This is a genomic window from Deltaproteobacteria bacterium (assembly GCA_016930875.1).
Classification (GTDB): Bacteria; Desulfobacterota; Desulfobacteria; order Desulfobacterales.
This window is the reverse complement of sequence record JAFGFW010000071.1, coordinates 15,209-34,741: the sequence shown is the minus strand read 5'-3', so window position 1 is coordinate 34,741 and position 19,533 is coordinate 15,209. Positions and strand designations below refer to the sequence as shown.

General features: G+C 50.5%; 17 protein-coding genes and 1 pseudogene. 16 read left to right on the top strand and 2 right to left on the bottom strand.

The window, feature by feature from the left end; translation table 11 throughout:
* Positions 1-460 precede the first annotated feature (460 nt).
* The gene (locus JW883_07170) at positions 461-2,017 is read left to right on the top strand and encodes a hypothetical protein (GenBank protein MBN1842043.1); all 1,557 of its coding nucleotides are present in this window, start codon (positions 461-463) and stop codon (positions 2,015-2,017) included.
* Positions 2,018-2,455: 438 nt separating this feature from the next.
* On the opposite strand, the pseudogene JW883_07165 reads toward JW883_07170, so the two are convergent.
* Positions 2,456-2,770, bottom strand: a pseudogene (locus tag JW883_07165) (transposase).
* Positions 2,771-3,199: 429 nt separating this feature from the next.
* Between JW883_07165 and JW883_07160 the strand changes: the two are divergent.
* From JW883_07160 to JW883_07090, 15 genes are all read left to right on the top strand, one after another.
* Complete coding sequence (locus JW883_07160; protein MBN1842042.1) at positions 3,200-3,424, top strand: PAS domain-containing protein; 225 nt, start codon at positions 3,200-3,202, stop codon at positions 3,422-3,424.
* Positions 3,384-3,782, top strand: coding sequence for a hypothetical protein (locus tag JW883_07155; protein ID MBN1842041.1), 399 nt, complete (start codon positions 3,384-3,386; stop codon positions 3,780-3,782). The genes JW883_07160 and JW883_07155 overlap by 41 nt, the downstream gene beginning before the upstream one ends.
* Positions 3,783-4,017: 235 nt before the next feature.
* Positions 4,018-4,539 carry a response regulator gene (locus JW883_07150; protein ID MBN1842040.1) on the top strand — a complete coding sequence of 174 codons (522 nt, stop codon included), beginning with the start codon at positions 4,018-4,020 and terminating at the stop codon, positions 4,537-4,539.
* A gap of 7 nt (positions 4,540-4,546) precedes the next feature.
* On the top strand, positions 4,547-5,944 hold the full coding sequence (locus JW883_07145; protein MBN1842039.1) for a sigma-54-dependent Fis family transcriptional regulator: 1,398 nt from the start codon (positions 4,547-4,549) through the stop codon (positions 5,942-5,944).
* 238 nt (positions 5,945-6,182) lie between these two features.
* Positions 6,183-6,581 (top strand): thioredoxin family protein, encoded by a 399-nt coding sequence (locus JW883_07140; GenBank protein MBN1842038.1) that lies wholly within the window; start codon positions 6,183-6,185, stop codon positions 6,579-6,581.
* Between the two features lie 106 nt (positions 6,582-6,687).
* Positions 6,688-7,200, top strand: a complete 513-nt coding sequence (locus JW883_07135; protein ID MBN1842037.1) for a purine-binding chemotaxis protein CheW — start codon at positions 6,688-6,690, stop codon at positions 7,198-7,200.
* A 182-nt stretch (positions 7,201-7,382) separates the two neighbouring features.
* On the top strand, positions 7,383-9,347 hold the full coding sequence (locus JW883_07130; protein ID MBN1842036.1) for a methyl-accepting chemotaxis protein: 1,965 nt from the start codon (positions 7,383-7,385) through the stop codon (positions 9,345-9,347).
* A 569-nt stretch (positions 9,348-9,916) separates the two neighbouring features.
* Positions 9,917-10,300 carry a response regulator gene (locus JW883_07125; GenBank protein MBN1842035.1) on the top strand — a complete coding sequence of 128 codons (384 nt, stop codon included), beginning with the start codon at positions 9,917-9,919 and terminating at the stop codon, positions 10,298-10,300.
* Complete coding sequence (locus tag JW883_07120) at positions 10,297-10,776, top strand: chemotaxis protein CheD (GenBank protein MBN1842034.1); 480 nt, start codon at positions 10,297-10,299, stop codon at positions 10,774-10,776. Before JW883_07125 ends, JW883_07120 begins: the two co-directional genes overlap by 4 nt.
* Positions 10,773-11,621: an HDOD domain-containing protein gene (locus JW883_07115; GenBank protein MBN1842033.1), complete on the top strand. Its 849-nt coding sequence runs from the start codon at positions 10,773-10,775 to the stop codon at positions 11,619-11,621. The genes JW883_07120 and JW883_07115 overlap by 4 nt, the downstream gene beginning before the upstream one ends.
* Positions 11,622-11,632: 11 nt before the next feature.
* Entirely contained in the window at positions 11,633-12,058 is a 426-nt protein-coding gene (locus JW883_07110) for a response regulator (protein ID MBN1842032.1), read from the top strand.
* A 78-nt stretch (positions 12,059-12,136) separates the two neighbouring features.
* Positions 12,137-13,168, top strand: a complete 1,032-nt coding sequence (locus tag JW883_07105) for a chemotaxis response regulator protein-glutamate methylesterase (GenBank protein ID MBN1842031.1) — start codon at positions 12,137-12,139, stop codon at positions 13,166-13,168.
* Positions 13,169-13,210: 42 nt separating this feature from the next.
* Positions 13,211-15,481, top strand: coding sequence for a chemotaxis protein CheA (locus JW883_07100; protein ID MBN1842030.1), 2,271 nt, complete (start codon positions 13,211-13,213; stop codon positions 15,479-15,481).
* Complete coding sequence (locus JW883_07095; GenBank protein ID MBN1842029.1) at positions 15,472-16,305, top strand: protein-glutamate O-methyltransferase CheR; 834 nt, start codon at positions 15,472-15,474, stop codon at positions 16,303-16,305. The genes JW883_07100 and JW883_07095 overlap by 10 nt, the downstream gene beginning before the upstream one ends.
* Before the next feature lie 162 nt (positions 16,306-16,467).
* On the top strand, positions 16,468-18,420 hold the full coding sequence (locus JW883_07090; GenBank protein ID MBN1842028.1) for a chemotaxis protein CheW: 1,953 nt from the start codon (positions 16,468-16,470) through the stop codon (positions 18,418-18,420).
* On the opposite strand, the gene JW883_07085 is transcribed toward JW883_07090, so the two are convergent.
* On the bottom strand, positions 18,417-19,517 hold the full coding sequence (locus tag JW883_07085; GenBank protein ID MBN1842027.1) for a transglycosylase SLT domain-containing protein: 1,101 nt from the start codon (positions 19,515-19,517) through the stop codon (positions 18,417-18,419). The two genes, JW883_07090 and JW883_07085, sit on opposite strands and share 4 nt — an antisense overlap.
* Positions 19,518-19,533 lie beyond the last annotated feature (16 nt).

Below are 19,533 nucleotides of genomic sequence, written 5' to 3'. Positions count from 1 at the left end.
TCCGCTCAGGGCCGTGAGTCCCTCGACTTGGCTCGGGACCGTGAGCCTGTCGAACGGCCTGTCGAACGGCCGTTTTGATACTCGTAAAGAAAATCTTAATTAGTTCTTCTGTCCCTCGACCTAGCTCGGGATGGTGAGCCCGTCGAACCATTTCTTTTTTCCATTCAACATTCGATGCCTGTCGAGAGCCTCAAGGTCGAGCGATTGGACGTTCGATGTTCGATGTTCATTTTTTGAGGATGAGATTTCTCGCCCCGTCTTGGGCGGGGTTCGAAATGACACAGGCGCGGCCGTTCAAGCCGATTCATTTTTACTTGCAAGTCGTTAACATGGGTATGTTCTTTGCAGGCATGAATTCGACGAACACCTATTCTCAACCGGACGGGAAAGCGGGCACTGCCGGACCTAATCGGGCATGGCATTATTGCACTGACACCCTATGAAAGAAAAGACACACTCCATGGAAAAAGATATCCAACGGCACAACCCTGCGCCACACGATGTCAAAGCGCGGTTTGATGAGACGTTAGCTCGGCACATGGAAGAAGGCATTGGGACCAGCCACCGTATCGGCGGGCTCCCTCTGAACCTGGCCACCATATCGTGTCTGGTCCTCCTGGCAGAGCGTGAAGGTGAGATCCAAGCCTTTCCAACCGATCCCCCGGAACGTTATACATACGAGTCATTCCTTGAGGATTTGGAAGACGTGGGCCTGAATTCGGACGAAGAGGTTGAAACTCAGATTCAAGGCATGATTGAAAAGGGACATATTGGCATTGACCCTGATGGCAGCCTATTGGCCAAAAAACCTGCCATTGACACGGCCCGATTGCTCGACCAGGCCTTTCCCGGAATGCCGGGGCTAAATCTCGTTGCCTACCTTGCTCAGACCATTGACGAGTTCTTGTCGGGCCGCAAGGACCTTGAATCTGCCATCACACAATTTGACCAAACCCTAAGAATGCATGGGGCTGGGTTTGCTGAACAAGGAGAAGCAGTAGCAACAAAACAAAAAGAGATTCGTCAATCCACAGAGGCGCTCAAGTCTGCCCTGTCAGAAACGCTGCGCAAGCGACGAGCAGAAAAAGGGTCTCATGCCAGGCCCGCACGGACTGCCGGACAGCCTCTGGTACTGACGTCAACAGGAGAAACAAAACAGGTTAAAATCAAAGAGTTCTTCTCAAAGAGAGATCAGCCCGCAGAGAGCACTGCCGGGCTAATCGAAGAAGAGCAGTCTCAAGCGCCGGGAACAGCCGAAGATGAGCCTAAAGCACCTGCTGGTAAACCCGAAGACTCCTGCGACGCATCTGAAGTACTGCCGGAAGAAGCCCAAGAGACTGCTCCGGAGCCCGACTCCGATCAAGATGATGTGTCTGATCAAGATGATGTGCCTGGGGCAGCGCTCCCTGCCGATGAAGCACTTCACGAGATGCCGTCTGAACAGGAAATGCCATCGTCTCTTTTAGAGGACCCTGAACAAGAGGAATTCACACAAGAGCCGGAGCCAGAGTCGTCCGGCGCTGAAAGAGATCGGATTGAGATAGCATTGCAAACCGAAGAGTCCCAAGCAAAGACGGGGATTGCCCCCGAGCCTCTGATAAGCGATGAATCCCTGGAAGAACGGATTGCGGCCTTTCAACAACACCTGGCCATGAGTTGTCCACTCTGTTCAACCGGCAGGATTAAAAAGCAAGAGACCGCAAAGGGAAAATCCTTCTATGCATGCTCCAACAAAGACTGCGTTTTTGTGAGCTGGGGAAAGCCGTACCATTTGACCTGTCCCTCGTGCAGGAATCCTTTTTTGGTTGAATCCACTGACAAGGCCGGACAAACAATCTTGAAATGCCCGAGGGCCACCTGCTGGTACCAGCAGAAGCCTCACGGCGAAACATCGGACGCGCCTTTGGAACAGGGCCTTTCAACACATCAAGAACCTCTCAAATCGCCCGCTGCTTCCTCAAGACCCAAGAAAAAGAGAAAAGTGGTAAGAAGGCGAGTTGTTCGCAGAAAACGGTAGAGGAGAAGTAAAAGTTCCACGCCCAGAGGACGTGGCTTTGAGGCAACACCCCATAGGGGTGCGGGGGCCATCGCTCTATAGAACATAAAAATTCGAATCTCGAAATCCGTGCTGTCTTCAAGGCGTCAGCCGCAAATTCGAAATGGTTCGACTGGCCGTTCGACAGGCCGTTCGACAGGCTCACGGTCCCGAGCCAAGTCGAGGGACTCACGGCCATGAGCGAAGTCGAAGGACAATATCAAATGACCAAAATCCAAGCCGACTTCGCCATAGTAGCCGTGGCGGCTACGACGGCTGAAATGACTGAAACTGTACCGTGCGACATTCGGTTTCGAGACTGCAACTTGGTGTGTTTGTTTCTGTCATTGGAACATTAGAGCTTTAAATTTGTTTCGGCTTTCGATATTCGGATTTCGAATTTAAACACCTAGTGTCTTGTCAACCATCTAGTGTCGGGTAAAGACGGATCAGTTTTGTCCGTGCATTCTCAGTTGTGAACTGCCAATTGACTTTGGCGCCTTTGTTGTTTCTATGTTCCTGCCAAGCCAACGATTCTGTTCTGACCACATTAATGTCATTGATTCGTCGATTCAGGCACTGGCCGATAAGGACGTTCAATTCAATCTCACCCATATTTAACCAGCTTCCATGTTTGGGAGTGTACACGAACCAGAACCTGTCCCGTAGCCCCTTCGCATGATCCGGTGGAAATGTTTCATACAAAGAGCCTGGCGCATGAGTATTCAGAAAGTTAAGCCGTTTTTTCAGAAATCTTTTGCGAGATATCCAGAGCGATGACAGGTGACATGGTTGTGCACTCCTCTCTGGTAAACTCGGAAAAGATGTTCTTCCCCTAGAACTTGTGAGTTTTTGAATCCAGCCAACTTCTTTCACCCCACGGACATGGTCCATCCCAAACCTGCCCCGCGCTGTTAGCCTACCGCTATCAAACGTCAAAATCTTGATAAATTAGAAGCATATGAACCCTATTTACCAACAAGTCAAAATCGAAATCCCACGACAAGAAAACCTCAACTGTCGGGAATTAAGGAGAATAGTGTATCTATAACACTATGGCATGATTCATGCTGCCAATAAAGCGGCACAGCATTTTCGAACTCAAAACATTACACCACTGGCACACGGTAGAATAACAACTTTTGGAATGCCCTGGAGTTGGAAATGAAAGCGGAATCAGCAAAGCAACTCGAATCGCTTAACCACAAATTACAATCAGAAACTACTCGGCGCCAGCGGGCGGAGGAGACCCTTGGGAAGAAGCGCGACTATCTGGAAAAGCTGTTCAACTACGCCAATGCTCCTATCATTGTATGGGATACGGAGGCCAAAATTACCCGGTTTAACCATGCCTTCTGGAGAGGACATAACGGACAAAAAGCGCCTTAAAAGCCAACTCCGACAAGCTCAGAAGCTGGAGGCCATCGGCACCCTTGCCGGGGGCATCGCCCATGATTTCAACAATATCCTTACGCCTATCATGGTTCAGACAGAGCTAGCTATGTTTAACCTTGAAAAGGAAGATCGCACCCGCCTCAACTTGCAGGAGGTGCTTAAGGCAGGCCATCGCGCCAAGAATCTCATAAAGCAAATTCTCACCTTTAGCCGCCAGACTGAACCGCAGCGAGTCCCCTTACAACTGAGTCCCATTGTCAAAGAAGTCCTTGAACTGCTCCGATCTTCGTTGGCGACAACCATCGAGATTAGGAAAGAACTTAAGGCGGACTCCGACAGGGTGCTGGCTTGATCGTGAATCTTTGCACTAATGCCGCCCATGCCATGCGAAAGAAGGGAGGCGTGCTGGAAGTAAGCCTCGTAGACATGGAACTTGACGGTGATGCTGCGGCCACACATCCGGATCTGAGATCCGGCTCATATGCGAGACTTACCGTCAGTGATTCAGGACGCGGTATCAACCCAGAAGTCGTGGAACGTATGTTTGATCCCTTTTTCGCCCTAAGGATCGCAGTGAGGGGACCGGTATGGGGCTGGCTGTGGTCCATGGTATTTTCAAAAACTATAGTGGAGCAATCACTGTTGATAGTGAACCTGAAAAGGGGACTACCTTCCATGTCTATTTTCCAAGGGCCAAGGAAGAAGAGGTAGCGCCTGGCGTTGGGCCGGCCGCACAACTTCCCAAGGGCAACGAGCGAATACTGTTGGTGGACGACGAGAAAATAGTGGTTGACTCCTTAAAGTTGATGTTAGAGCGTCTTAGTTATCAGGTCGTTGCAAGAACGAGCAGCATCGAGGCCCTGGAGGCTTTCAGGGCTGAACCAGACAGCTTCGATTTGGTCATCACTGACCAAATCATGCCGAATATGACGGGCAAAGAATTGGCCCAACAACTCACTCGGATTCGACCCGATATTCCCACAGTACTTTGCACGGGTTTCAGTGAACAGATCACAGAAGAGGAGGCCATGGACATTTCGGCGTACGTCATGAAGCCCGTTGTCACTGCGGAGATGGCAAAGACCATTCGAAAGGCGCTGGACGGATAACAAGATAATGGCAAATATTCTGATCATAGATGACGACAAGATGATTTGCGATGCCCTGTGCGACGTCCTAAGGGAGAGGGGATATGAAAGCACTAATGCCATTACGCTCAAGGATGGCTTTGAAAAGGCATCCACAGGGGCGTTTGATGTGGTGTTTCTCGATGTGCGCATGCCTGATGGAAACGGGCTCGATGTGTTACCCCGTATCATGTTAACCCCCTCCTCGCCAGAGGTCATCATCATAACCGGGCAGGGCGAGCCTGACGGCGCGGAGCTTGCAATAAGAAGTGGCGCCTGGGACTACATCCAAAAGCCCTTTTCTGCAGAATCGATGATCCAACACCTGGCAAGAGCCCTTCGATATCGGGAGGAGAAGAAGCTTGCAAAGCCACTAGGCGCTTTCATGCGTGGGAACATCATTGGAGAGAGCCCGCAGTTAACCGACTGTCTTAAGCTTGCGGCTCAGGCTGCCCAAAGTGACGCCAACGTCCTCATCACGGGTGAAACCGGCACCGGCAAAGAACTTTTTGCAAGGGCAGTTCATTCCAACAGCCAGCGCTCCAAGAAGAATTTTGTGGTGGTCGATTGCGCTGCCCTTCCCAAAACACTCGTGGAAAGTGTGCTTTTCGGTCACGAAAAAGGAGCTTTTACAGGAGCCGACACCCCACACATTGGCCTGCTCAAGCAGGCTGACGGGGGAACACTCTTTCTTGATGAGGTGGGCGAACTTCCACTGTTCCTTCAGAAGGCCTTTCTTCGGGTCCTTCAGGAACGCCGCCTTCGGCCCATAGGTGGCAAGGGAGAAATTGAGAGCGATTTCAGGCTGGTGGTGGCCACGAATCGGGATCTCGATAAGATGGTGCAAAACCGCCAGTTTCGAAACGAGCTCCTTTTTCGTATCCGATCCTTTACAATTCATTTGCCTCCACTAAGGGAACGTCGCGAAGATATCAAACAACTGGCCACGTTCCACACTGTTAAGCTTTGCAAGAGGTATGGGATGAAACCAAAAAGTTTTTCTCCTGAATTTCTCGATATCCTTCTTGTGTATGACTGGCCTGGTAATGTGCGGGAACTGGCCAATACAATAGACAAAGCGATTGCCATTGCACAGGATGCCCCGATTTTGTTCTGCAAACATCTGCCGACGCGGCTTCGTGTCAGGGTGGCACGGGTATCTGTTACCAACGGTCCTGCCGCCGGAGACGATCCGGCAAGAACCGCTGAGCCTTTCAGGGTATTTCCGAAATTCCGGAATTTTCAACAAGCCACAGAACAAGAATACTTACAAGACCTGATATCACTCACCAGAGGAAATATCAAAGCAGCCTGCCGCATATGCGGCATGTCTCGTTCCCACTTGTATGCCCTCCTGAACAAGCACAAGCTATCCACTCGTGGTTAACCCCTATTCCGTCGGTCTCTCCCGGGTGTCTGGTATGGAGGACAAGAGTCCTGTTTTCCGGAGTTTTGTCCGTTTTCTTGGACAGATTCGTTAGGCCGACGGCGCCCATCCCCACAGCAATAACTAGCTGAACATACTTGTCAAATGTAGCAACAAACCGCCCTGTTACTTAAGTGGCATACATGTTGCCCATAAGTAACACATCTGAACGTTTCGAATTTAGAAAAGGAACCATGCCATGCCCTTAGCAATGGATACCAATTGGGACAAAGAGCCATTGCCGGTGAAAACCGCGTTTTTGAATATCGATTTGGACAATTTTGAGTCCGAGGTCGTGAACGAATGGCGGCCCGTTCTGCTGACATGTCTTCATTTAAGCCCTGACTTCAAACACCAGGGAGAAGTCCTAAAAGGTTTATCGAAAATTTATGGTGAGGCGTTGAAGGTATGTTTGCTGGATATGAATTGTATTGGTGCATTCAGGCAGAAACTTGGAATTGCAGGGACTCCCACCTATTTGATCTTGCATCGCGGAAAGGAAAAAGGCCGGATGTTGGGGCAGACAGACAGGGAATCGTTAACGGCCTTTGTCCTGAAGACTTTGCCGCAGACAAAATCACTTAGCGTTTTCGTATAGCGCGACTTCGCCCGTCCGAAAAAATAAATGACCATTAAACTACTCAACCACTCAACCAATGTCTAGTGACTAATGAGCAACGACCAACAAAGGAGGTGAAAAAAGAATGGCAGAATTAAGTGAAGCAATGGATCAGGCGGTGAAAGCCGCGTCAGACAAGGAGGCAAAATATCTCACTTTTGCCCTGGCAGAAGAGGAGTATGGCATCGGCATCCTGAAGGTCAAAGAGATCATCGGGATGATGCCGATCACCTCTGTTCCCCAGACACCCGAGTATGTGAAAGGCGTGATCAATCTTCGCGGCAAAGTAATACCGGTAGTGGGCCTGAGGCTCAAGTTCGGCATGGAGGAAATGGAGTACACGGAGCGTACCTGCATCATTGTCGTGGAAATCGCGGACCAGGGGGGAACTGTGCTTATCGGCATTGTGGTCGATTCGGTGTCGGAAGTACTAAACATCAAGGGTGAGGAAATCGAAGATACCCCAACATTCGGCCCCAAGCTGAACACAGAGTACATTCTGGGAATGGCCAAGATGGAAGGCGGTGTCAAGATTCTCCTAGATATCGATCAAGTTCTCAGCGCTGAAGAAATGGCTATCCTGGAGAAAGCGGCGTAAGTTGAAATTGCGGTTTTGGAATTCAGGGATTGAGGAATTGGGGCCTTCGGCTTTAGGTACCTCAGTTCACTTTCATTGACCAATGACCATTTCATTACTCAGCCATTCAACCATTTAACCGGTGACTAGTGACCGATGACCAGTGACAAATAACAAATGACAAACACAAGGAGGGACTAAAAATGTTGAGGGATATGAAACTTGGGACCAAGGTAGCCGGCGGGTTTGCTATTGTGCTGATCTTGTTCGCTGTGGTGGCCTTTGTGGGTTACAACGGCATGTCAGGCGTTGTGGACAGGGTGGATAAGGCCGATGATACCAGCCAGTTGATAGAACGTATGCTGACATCGCGCCGGCACGAAAAGAATTTCATTATTCGCGGAGAAAAAAAATATGTTGATCAGGTTGTAGAGCAAACAGAGGCCATAAAAAAGCAGGCGAACGAGACCAAAGTCAAATTCAAAGACCCGGTTAACAAACAGCAGATGGACGAGGCCACGGCGGCAACCGGAAGATACGAAAAGTCGTTTGGCGAATATGTGGCCTTTGCAGAAAAACGCAAAGTCGCCGATGCAACCATGGTAAAAAACGCCAGAGCGCTTATAGCGCTTGCTGAGACCATGCGCCAGGAGCAAAAAGCAGAATATGGAACACTGCGTGAGGCAAACGCTAAGGGTGCGCAGCTTAACGACAAATTGACCAAGGCCGATGATGCCAACCGCATCATCAATTGGGTTCTAGAATCCCGGCGGCAGGAAAAGAACTTTATTATTCGCGGCGACAAGATGTATGTCGATCGTGTGCACAAGTGTGTGGAGGATATCGTCAATCTGGCCCGGGACATAAAGTCACGGTTCAACCAGGCCAAAAACCAACAGCAGTCCGATCAGATAATTGCCTCGGCTCAGGGCTATAAGGCGTCCTTTGATGAGCTTGTGACAATAAAAGGAAAGCAAGTGGAAGCCGACGCCGACATGGTAACGGCAGCAAGAACCCTTAATGAGGTCTGCGACAAGGCCCGTGCCAATCAAAAAGCCAAGATGGACAGCCAGATATCCACAGCCAAAAGCGTTATGATGATCGGTTCCCTGGTAGCGATCGTCATTGGATCGTTGCTTGCCTTTTTTATCACCAGGGCTATTACCAAGCCTATAAACCGTATTATCGAGGGCCTGAATGAAGGCGCTGAGCAGGTGTCCGCTGCCTCGGCCCAGGTCTCATCTGCCAGCCAGTCTCTGGCAGAAGGCGCGGCAGAGCAGGCAGCAGCCCTGGAGGAGACCTCTTCATCTTTAGAGGAGATGTCTTCCATGACCCAACAAAACGCCGACAATGCCAATCAGGCAGACGGTCTCATGAAGGAAGCCAACCAGACAGTGACCCAGGCCAGCAACTCCATGGAGGATCTTACCAAGTCCATGGGAGAGATCAGCAAGGCCAGTGAGGAGACCTCAAACATCATTAAGACAATTGACGAGATCGCCTTTCAGACCAATCTGCTTGCCTTAAATGCTGCGGTTGAAGCGGCAAGGGCCGGTGAAGCAGGCGCAGGATTTGCCGTTGTGGCAGAAGAGGTCAGAAACCTTGCCATGAGGTCTGCCGAGGCTGCCAAGAACACAGCGGTTCTGATCGAAAACACCGTGAAGAAGGTAAAGAACGGATCAGACGTGGTTACCGAAACAGCTAATGCATTTTCCGAGGTTACCACAAATGCTACCAAAGTGGGGGAGCTGGTTAGCGAGATCGCTGCGGCCTCTAACGAGCAGGCCCAGGGGATTGAGCAGGTCAATAAAGCCACGAGCGAGATGGACAAGGTCACCCAGCAGAATGCGGCCAATGCCGAGGAGTCTGCCGCAGCCTCTGAGGAGTTGAATGCCCAGGCCGAGAATATGAAAGGTATTGTGCGGGATCTCTCAGCCTTTGTTGGCGGAAGCGGGAATCAAGCAGGTGGTAAGGAGCATGCGGAGCATGCAGTAAGCAGAAAAGAAATGACTGGCACCACAGGGGTTGCTACTGCAATTCGAAAGGCCCTTGCGCCTCCTGCAAGAAAGGAGGCCGCGAGCAAAGAAGTGGTAGCTATCAAAAAGGCAACGCAAGTCACACCTGAAGACGTCATCCCTATGGATGAGGGTGAGTTCAAAAACTTCTAAACAAAATCCCGCAAAAGGAGGGATTTTATGAAACGCGGCTATGCCTGTTTGAAACATAGCAAATGTATGGTGGCGGCCTTCGGGCCGCCACCAGTTCCATGGAACACTGAGTTTTTCTCTTGGGGAATCGCGAGCGAATTGCTACGGGTGAATATCGGGATGGGGTCAAGTTATAGAATCGCGAGAGCAATTTTATACGACGCGGCTACGCCGCTCAACAAAATGAAATTCCTACACAATCAATTATGATCCCCGAAACACACCGCTGGTGACGAGGACCTCCCGGATAGTCTAGGCAACTATCCGCCTCCCCCGATCCCGAGAGTAAGCCAGCCTCCCCTTTCACGTTGTCAGGGTAATAGGGGGTCAGCGAAAGATAAAAATGACTATGGCCACTGATAATAAAACACTATACAAAAAACAAGATGACTTGAAAGAAATGTGCCCTTTTGTTGAGGACTCTCATAAGGACTGTTACTGCGTTAACATGAACAGCTGGAAAACAGGCTATGCAGTATATTATTCTGGTGACAAGTTTACGGAATGTAAGATTTACAACAGGATCAAAAATGAAGAATTCCCTTCTTATCGTAGATGATAGCATTACAACACTGAAATGGCTCCGGCAGATTTTGAAGCGCGAGGGATACGACGTCCTGGAGGCTTCTAACGGCAAGGAGGGGTTAAGACTCTGCCATCAGGAATGGGTTGACCTGGTCATCACAGACTTGATCATGCCGGATAAGGAGGGCCTTGAAACCATCATGGAACTTCGGCGCGACTTCCCACACGTGCCCATCATTGCCATGTCCGGGGGCGGCCGTATTTCACCAGAGGAATATCTGTATTTGGCCAAGAAGCTAGGTGCGCAGCACACACTGTGTAAGCCCTTCACACGGCAGGAGATCTTGAGGGCGATCAGAGACGTTCTGGACAAGGGACTAGAGCTTTGAATATTAATGTAGGTATAGCGGACATGAAGGTGAGTGATGACCCTGATGTGACCCTGGCTACCCATTCATTGGGCTCATGTATTGGTGTGGCCGTCTATGACCCCGTGGCCAAGGTGGGAGGGCTGCTCCATTATATGCTTCCTGAATCCGAGTTGGATCCTAACAAGGCCAAAACCAGGCCTTTGATGTTTGCCGATACAGGGATCCCGCTCCTGTTCAAAGCCTGTTACAAGCTTGGCGCCGACAAAAAGCGGATGATTTCCAAGGTGGCCGGCGGTTCTCAGATCATGGACCCTTCAGGGAGTTTTAACATCGGAAAACGAAACTATGCGGCTTTGAGGAAGATCTATTGGCGAAACCACGTGATGATCGATGCCGAGGATATAGGGGGCACATCGAATCGGACCATGTGGCTGGATATTGCCACAGGAGAGCTTGTCCTCAAAGTCTCTGGCAAAGGAGAAATGAGGTTGTGATTGCTGTGGAAGAAATAACCGGGGCGATCAAGGAGCTGCCGCCCTTTCCCAGTGTGGCTACTCAAGCCCTGAAGATCCTGAATGATCCCGATGCGTCGGCAGATGATGTCATCCCCGTTGTTCAGTATGATCAGACGATCACGGCAAATGTATTGAAACTCTGCAATTCGGCCTATTATGGGCTCACGAGAAAGGTCGACTCCCTGCGGCAGGGGTTGGTGGTTTTGGGCAATGCGGAGTTGAAGAATATCATCCTGGCAAGCACGGTGGTTAAGTTCTTCCGGCACGACAATAAAGGGTATGATCTTGCCAAGGGCGAACTGTGGAAACACGCCGTGGCGACGGGGATCATGTCCAAGATTGTCTCTGCTCGTGTGATGAAGTCCGAGCCCTCGTCTTTGTTTACCGCAGGCCTTTTGCACGATATAGGAAAAGTCGTCCTCGATGGTTTTGTGGATAGATACATTGAGCAGATCATTGGGCTGGTCAATGAAGATGAGTGTTCTTTCCTGGAAGCCGAAAGCAAGATGCTAGGTATCAACCATGCCGAGGTGGGTGCAAAAATCGCTGAATCGTGGAATTTTCCTGAAGATATTGTTCGAGCCATACGGCTGCATCACAGGGCTGAGGAGGCCCGGGAAGATGATGTGATTACGCCTATCATTTACCTTGCCAACATCCTAACGCTTTCTATGGGCATTGGCGTGGGGCGTGACGGGTTGTCTTATCGTGGAAGGGAGGAACTCGCGAAACGTTACCGCCTGGGGATAGAGGATCTGCAAAAAATCATGGTCGATTTTTGCCGCCAGTACGACAAGGTGCGGGATATGTTGAGGTTGGTTTAGGGGAGGATCCCATGGCATTTAATGTATTGATTGTTGATGATTCATCGTCCATGCGAAGTGTCATCAAGAAGACTCTTAAGATGTCCGGCTTTGATATCGGCCAGATCTTTGAGGCGGCAAACGGCGTGGAGGCATTGGCTGTGCTTGACAAGGAGTGGGCGGACGTGATCCTGACCGACGTTCACATGCCTGAGATGGATGGTTTTTCCTTCTTGAAGGCCTTGCAAGAGCAAGGCATTGTGCCCAGTACGCCTACTGTAATTGTGACCACAGAGGGTCGAGAAGAACGGATCGATGAGCTTAAGAGCCTGGGTGCCAAGGCTTGTATCAAGAAGCCCTTCAGGCCAGAGGAGATCAAAAAAATGTTAGTGGATGTGCTCGGTATGGATGAGGCATCCATGGACGGCAAGGAAGCCCTTGAGGGGAACGACTTTTAGTGGGCAGTGGGCAGTGAACAGTGGGCAACGGGCAGTGGTCGGTGGGCAGTGGTCAGTCGTCAGAGAACGGGAGTGCAAATGAGAGATATTAAGGTTATGATCGTGGATGATTCGGCCATTGTGCGAAAGATTTTCACAGAGGAACTTTCCAAGGAACCGGGCATCCAGATCATAGGCACAGCGCCTGATCCCTACGTCGCCAGGGACAAGATTGTCAAACTAAAACCCGACGTGGTGACCCTGGATATCGAGATGCCCCGCATGGACGGCATTACGTTCCTGAAAAAACTCATGAAATACTATCCCCTTCCGGTCATCATTGTCAGCTCTTTGACGCCCAAGGGCGGAAAACTCGCCCTGGAGGCCATGGAAATTGGCGCCGTGGAGGTATTGTCAAAGCCCGGGGCATCGTATTCGGTTGGGGACATGAAGGTACAGCTTGCAGACAAGATCCGGGCAGCGGCCAGGGCACGGGTATCGAAGCACGGCGACGACGCGGTAGAATCCTCGGCAGTCACACTTTCCAGCCATGCACTGCAAGAGACGACAAACAAGGTGATTGCCATAGGGGCCTCCACCGGTGGCACGGAAGCCCTGAAGAAGGTCCTGGTGCAGTTTCCCCCAACGATTCCGGGCGTGGTCGTGGTGCAGCATATGCCGCCCAATTTTACCACGGCCTTTGCAGAAAGGCTAAACAGCCTGTGTGCCATCGAAGTCAAAGAGGCCGAAGACGGGGATTCGGTGCTGCCCGGCCGAGCGCTGGTCGCCCCTGGAAACTACCACATGCTCCTCAGGCGCAGCGGCGCCCGATACTACGTGAGCGTGAAGACCGGCCCCATGGTCTGTCATCAGAGGCCTGCCGTGGATGTGCTTTTCAAGTCCACTGCGGAATATGCGGGGTCCAACGCAGTGGGTGTCATCCTGACCGGCATGGGTTCAGACGGCGCCCGGGGCATGTTGAAGATGCGAGAGGCTGGGGCCAGAACTGTCGGCCAGGATGAGGCATCCTGTGTGGTCTATGGCATGCCAAAGGAGGCCTTCAAGATAGGAGCAGTGCAGAAACAAGTTCCACTGGGGCGCATTGCCCAGGAGGTCATTAATGTGTTGTAGTGGTCAGTGAACAGTAGGAAGAGAGGGGATGAGTGAGGTAAAATGGAAAATTATCTAAATACGGCCACAGAGTTGATCGAAAAGCTCGCCCTGGAAGTGGTGATGCTGGGTCCAAAGGATGTGGGGGGCTTTGGTGTAGCCCTGAACCTTTTGGACGAGATAGTTGGGGTGTGCACAAAAGCCGACAAGGCCAGCTTTTGCGATCTTGCAAGGGGCATAAAGTCCATTGCGGAAAAATTGGTGTTAGACGAGCATCCAGAGCCACAGCAAGCCGTAAAGCAAATCGAAGATGGCATCTCTTTGTTTCAGGAGGTCTTGAGGGATCCGGAAGATGTGGAGGCTTGTTCCGAGAAGATTTCAGGTTATCTTCGCAAATGTGGCTTGTCCGATGATACGGCTGCCATGGACCAAGAGGGCGAATCTGCCGGTGCTGATGAGGCCAAACCGGGGGTGGACATTGCCCAGGATAAAGAGCTTGTAGAAAGCTTCATCATGGAGTCCATGGAACATCTTGGAACCATAGAAGTCAATGTGCTCTCTCTTGAACAGGATCCTGAGAACCCGGGGGTGATCAACGCGATCTTCAGACCCTTCCACACGATCAAGGGCGTGTCCGGTTTCCTGAATCTTTCTGATATCAACCGTCTTGCCCATGAGGTGGAAACCCTTTTGGACGACGCCAGAAATCAGAAACTGACGGTCAATGAGGCCATCACGGACGTGGTGTTGGACGCAGTGGATTTGATGAAGGCCATGATCAACCATCTGAGCCAAGGCCTTGCCACGGGCGTGGTTGAGCCGGCTCATTTTGGCCTGGAGGCCTTTGTGGATCGATTAAGAAAGCTCCAGCCAGGTGAGGTTGAAGAAGACCAGGAAAAAACCAAACCGACCCCCTCGTCTGATGGGGCCGATACAGGAAATATCTTGATCGAAAAAGGGATCGTCACCGAGGAACAGGTGGCCAAGGCCCTTGAGAGACAAGCCGGGCCACCCCCATCAGATAAGAAGATCGGTGAGATCCTGATGGAAGATAAAAAGGTTGGGGCCAGGGATGTAGCCGCCGCCCTTCGAGAGCAGAAGGAGCGTCGAGGTGCTTCAGCGGTTCCCGGCAAGGCGGTTCGGGAGGCTGCTTTTATCAAGGTAGACACCCGGAAGCTGGATAACATGGTGGACATGGTAGGGGAGTTGGTCATCACCCAGGCGATGTTAGCCCAAGGTATGAGTGCTTTTATGGCCCAGGATAAAAGCCTTTATACAAACCTTTCTCAACTGGGCAGGATTACCTGTGAGATTCAGAGGACCTCCATGAGCTTGCGCATGATGCCTATCAAGCAGACCTTCCAGAAGATGATTCGACTGGTGCGCGATCTTTCGAAAAAATCCGGCAAACCGGTCCACCTGGAGATGATCGGTGAGGACACGGAAATAGACCGCAACATGGTGGACGAGATCTATGATCCCTTGGTTCACATGGTGAGGAACTCGGTGGACCACGGCATTGAAAAACCTGAGGTCAGAAAGGCTGCCGGCAAGCCGGAGACTGGAACAGTGAAGTTGAAGGCTTATCACAAGGGCGGCAATATCGTCATTGAGATCTCAGAAGACGGCCAGGGTCTTGACCGGGAAAAGATCATCAACAGGGCCATCGAGCGAAACCTGATAACCTGTGGAGAAGAATTGTCTGATCAGGATGTCTACGGCCTGATCTTTCAGCCTGGTTTTTCTACCGCCGAGAACGTTACCGATGTGTCAGGCCGGGGAGTTGGTATGGACGTGGTAAAACGCGCGGTTGAAAAGATGCGGGGAAAGGTGGAGGTCGATTCGGTCAAAGATCAGGGCACAACGATCCTGATGAAACTGCCCCTGACCCTGGCGATTATTGACGGCATCATGGTCCGGGCTGGAGACAGGGATTTCATCATACCAACCATATCCGTGGTAGAATCCATCAGGCCGGAAAAAGCTGCCTATAACAGTGTGGTGAACCAAGGTGAGATGATCAAAATCCGGGATAATCTGCATCCGTTGATCAGACTTCACGATGTCTTTGATTTTGAGCCCCAGCACAAGGATCCATGGGAGGCCATCGTGGTGGTGGCGGAAAGTGACGGCCAGCGCAAATGCCTCCTGGTGGATGAGCTGATTGGCAAACAGGAAGTGGTGATCAAGAGCCTTGGAGAACAACTGAAGAAAGTCAAGGGGATGGCCGGCGGAGCAATACTGGCCGATGGTCGCGTGGGGCTTATCCTGGATGTCGCAGGATTGCTTGAAATTGGAGAGACAACAACCGGACTTAAGGAAGCATCAGCGTGATTGGTTCAGAGTTGTCAGATCGCGATTTCTGGCGTTTCAGCGCCCTGGTTCATGAGAAGTGCGGCATCGAACTGCACGGGGGCAAGAAAGAATTGGTCCGTGCCAGGCTGAGCAAGCGGCTGCGTGAGGGAGGTTTCAAGGATTTTCGGACCTATTACAACTTCGTGCTGGAAGATGACAGTGGAGACGAGCTGGTAAGGATGCTCGACGCAGTCTCCACAAATCTAACCAGCTTTTTTCGAGAGGAAAAGCACTTTGATTTCTTAAAAAACACGCTTCTTCCTTCATGTGTTGCCGAAAACGGACGCTACAAAAAGCTGCGTGCATGGAGTGCAGGATGTTCCAGTGGTGAAGAGCCCTATTCTCTGGCCATATGTGTGTTGGAATACTTCGGCGACAGCCAGCCTTTTGATACGAAGATGCTAGCCACTGACATTTCCACCAAGGTTCTGGCACGGGCAAAGACCGGGATCTACAGCTCGGATCGGCTCGCGAAAATCCCAAAACCCACACTCAGGAAGTATTTCCAGAAAGGCTACGGAAGCCAGGAAGGTCGTTTTCGGGTCAAACGATCCATAAGGGACATGATCAAATTTCAGCGGTTCAATCTCATGGACTCCTTTCCATTTCGAGGAACTTTCAATTTTATTTTCTGCCGCAATGTCATGATCTACTTTAACAAACAGACTCAACAAATGCTGGTCAACAAGTTCTATGATTGTCTTGTGGACGGCGGTTACCTGCTTATTGGACATTCAGAGAGCTTGACGGGTATTGACCATGGTTTCAAATACATCAAGCCAACTGTGTATCACAAGCAGTAAAACCGAGTGAGGCAAAAATGATGAAAGACGAAGATCTGACAGGCGCCATCCAAAAGGTTGTCCGTATTGATGGCGAGTTTTTTAAGGCCGCTGTCTTGAGCTAAAAACCGTGAATGAAAAAAGAAGGAATGTCAATGTCTTGGTGACATGGGAGGTAACAAAATGACGGTAGATCTTGAAATGAAAATCCTGTTGGTCGAAGATTCCAAACTTACCCGGAAGATGGAAGTGAAGATTCTCAAGGAAGTGGGCTTCGCCAATATCGTTGAAGCTGATGATGGTGATGCGGCCATCCAGATGCTCCAAAAAGACGAAGATGTTCGTCTTATTATCAGCGACTGGAATATGCCCAACAAGGGAGGCTATGACCTGCTGCTTTGGGTTAGGGCGGATGAAAAGTGGAAGGACGCGCCTTTCATTATGGCAACGGCCCAGGCAGAAAAAAAACAGACTCTTAAGGCCAAAGAGGCAGGTGTAAGTAGTTTTATTACCAAGCCATTTTCAGCACAGGAGCTGAAAATCGTGATTGAAGAAACCTTTGGGGCAAAAAAGGATGGTGAAGGTGAAGATGTCGGAAAAGCAAGGCTTCCCCAAAAGGCTGCTTCCGGAAAGGTGCGATTGAGCGTAGCCCACATTCAGATCACCGATCATCTAACCCTCGGGGTTTTAAAGCATTTGATTGCAACCGAAAAGCTTGCCCCAAAGCATTTTGAACTGGAAACGCAATGCATGTCGAGTTGGAACCCCCTGCAAAAAGCCCTCGAAAAGGGCGATATTGATGCGGCCTTCATTCTGGCCCCGATTGCCATGGATCTTTTCAGTTTCCATGTGCCGATAAAATTGGTTCTTTTGGCCCACAAAAACGGCAGTATCTGCGTGAGCAACAAGAAAGGTTCAAACAAAGGATCTCTACAACAGTTTTTTAAAGGTAAGAGCTTTTACATCCCTCATATGCTTTCGATTCATCACATGCTTTCAACGATGTTCTTGCGACAGCTCGGTCTCAAGCCGGGAGTAGCAGGCCAGGAAGGCGTCGATGTCTGCTTTGAGGTAGTCCCACCAGTCAAGATGCCGGAGTTTCTGGCAAAAAATCCTGAGGTAGGTGGATACACTGTAGCAGAGCCTTTGGGCACGAAGGCCATCGCGGCAAACAGTGGAGATCTTATGTTTCTTTCGGCAGAGCTTTGGCAATATCATCCCTGTTGTGTAGTTGCAGTGCGAGACGAACTTATCAACGCCCATCCTGAGGTGGTCCAGGAACTCACCACAATGTTGGTACAGTCCGGGCAGTTCATTGCTCAACGACCGGACAAAGCCGCAGAAATCGCCGTTGATTTTTTGGATCCTCAAAACATATTGGGTCTCAAGGTTCCAGTACTAAAGAATGTCCTTAAAGAACCTCAAGGGATAAAGACAGATGATCTATTTCCCGTCATTGAAGACCTCGATAGGATTCAGCGATACATGGTCGAGGAAATGGGTGTCGGGACATTGATTGATCTGAAAAATTTTGTGGACACGCGGTTTGCCGAGGTTGCTTGTGATACCGCTGGTTCAGTCAGACGCTCGTCCAACTTCCATGACCTGTCCAAAGTCGTATCAAGGATTGTTGATCGCCACACAAGCGATCTTGATACAAAGAACATGTTGGCACAGGAAGGAAAAAATCTTATCTTCGCTCTGGACCATCAAGAGTACGGTATCAGTATCACCTCTGTAAAAGAGATCATCGGGATGACGCCCATACGTACTATACCACAAACTCCTCCTTTTTTTAAAGGAGTCATCAATCTGCGGAATAAGGTGATTCCGGTGATCGATCTGAGGCTTAAGTTTGGCCTGGAAGAGTTGGGCTATAATGAGCGAACATGTATTATTATTGTGGAGGTCAATGGGAATTCCGACAAGATGGAAGTTGGCATGGTGGTCGACTCGGTCTCCGAGGTTCTGAACCTCACAGGCGAAGATATTGAAAAGACTCCATCGTTTGGAGTCGACGTGGACACAGAAGTGATCCTTGGCATGGCCAAGACTGAAAAAGGGGTAAGAATTCTGCTCGGCACAGACCGATTGCTGAGTCATGGAGAGACTGAAATGCTGGAGGCAATGAGCTAAGGGATCAGCCGGAGCCTTTGCCCCACCATGATCAGAGAACCTTGGATGCTGTTGAGTTTTTTTAGGGTCGCTACAGTGACCTTCCTTCGTCTGGCAATATGGTTCAAGGTGTCGCCCCTCCGAACCACATAATAGGAATCATGTTGCATGCGACGGGAAGCGACTTTGGTGAGATCATTCAGAACATCGGCCATCTTGGAACCCTGCCCGGACGGAACCTTAATTGTGTAAGATCCGGTGGGCAGATAATAGCCGGGGATCTTGTGATTGAGCTCCCTGAGAACTTTAAAGTCCGTGCCAAGGGCTTGGGCAACATCCGTTATGTGGAGGGGGACCCGGATGTTGACCGACACGGTATCGCACTCGATAGGTCTGTAGATCTCTTCCTTTGGCAGGCTGTATCCATAGCGCATCGGATTGTCCATAACAATCTTGATAGCCGCAATGCGGAAGATGAATCGCTCGGTCTCAAGGGGCAGGTTGAGCCTGTAGTAGTCAGTGACTCCCTGCTTCTTCATTTCTCTTTTCAGAGATCCTTCTCCGCAATTGTATGCGGCTAACGCCAATGTCCACGTACCGAACTTATCCTTAAGACGCTTAAGGTACTTAATGGCCACCTCAGTGGCCTGCTCGATGTCCAGCCGTTCGTCCATGGTGTGGTCCTTGCGAATGCCATTGGATCGGGCAGTACGGGTCATTAACTGCCATGGTCCCCTGGCGCCGTCGCTGGATCGGGCATGCGTGAGAAGAGAACTCTCAGCCACCGCAAGGTACTTCAGGTCGTCAGGCATGCCCTCCTCGGCCAGCCTCCTTTCCACGTATGGGAAATAACGTCCTGACCGCTTAAGCCACATGAACACTTGGGCTCGGTCCCAGACAGTTATGGTAAATTCACGGTCAAGCATTTCCCAAACGCGGCGGTTTTCAAGGGGCATTGGCTCACCGCACAGGGTTAGGGATTCTGGAGGGGAGAAATTATGAAAAACAAGATAAGCGCCTTCTTGGGCAGGGAAGGCAGAAGACGGAGGCGCCACCATAAGGAAAGTGAGGGCCATAAGCAAAACAGTCAGTCGTGAAGAAAAGAGTAATGCACGCATAAGTGACTCAGGCAAA

Coding starts and splice junctions, on each gene's coding strand:
- JW883_07085 (MBN1842027.1), bottom strand. CDS start 19,517: ATGCGTGCATTACTCTTTTCTTCACGACTGACTGTTTTGCTTATGGCC.
- JW883_07140 (MBN1842038.1), top strand. CDS start 6,183: ATGCCCTTAGCAATGGATACCAATTGGGACAAAGAGCCATTGCCGGTG.
- JW883_07155 (MBN1842041.1), top strand. CDS start 3,384: ATGCCTTCTGGAGAGGACATAACGGACAAAAAGCGCCTTAAAAGCCAA.
- JW883_07110 (MBN1842032.1), top strand. CDS start 11,633: ATGGCATTTAATGTATTGATTGTTGATGATTCATCGTCCATGCGAAGT.
- JW883_07125 (MBN1842035.1), top strand. CDS start 9,917: ATGAAGAATTCCCTTCTTATCGTAGATGATAGCATTACAACACTGAAA.
- JW883_07135 (MBN1842037.1), top strand. CDS start 6,688: ATGGCAGAATTAAGTGAAGCAATGGATCAGGCGGTGAAAGCCGCGTCA.
- JW883_07170 (MBN1842043.1), top strand. CDS start 461: ATGGAAAAAGATATCCAACGGCACAACCCTGCGCCACACGATGTCAAA.
- JW883_07150 (MBN1842040.1), top strand. CDS start 4,018: ATGGGGCTGGCTGTGGTCCATGGTATTTTCAAAAACTATAGTGGAGCA.
- JW883_07100 (MBN1842030.1), top strand. CDS start 13,211: ATGGAAAATTATCTAAATACGGCCACAGAGTTGATCGAAAAGCTCGCC.
- JW883_07105 (MBN1842031.1), top strand. CDS start 12,137: ATGAGAGATATTAAGGTTATGATCGTGGATGATTCGGCCATTGTGCGA.
- JW883_07130 (MBN1842036.1), top strand. CDS start 7,383: ATGTTGAGGGATATGAAACTTGGGACCAAGGTAGCCGGCGGGTTTGCT.
- JW883_07160 (MBN1842042.1), top strand. CDS start 3,200: ATGAAAGCGGAATCAGCAAAGCAACTCGAATCGCTTAACCACAAATTA.
- JW883_07090 (MBN1842028.1), top strand. CDS start 16,468: ATGACGGTAGATCTTGAAATGAAAATCCTGTTGGTCGAAGATTCCAAA.
- JW883_07145 (MBN1842039.1), top strand. CDS start 4,547: ATGGCAAATATTCTGATCATAGATGACGACAAGATGATTTGCGATGCC.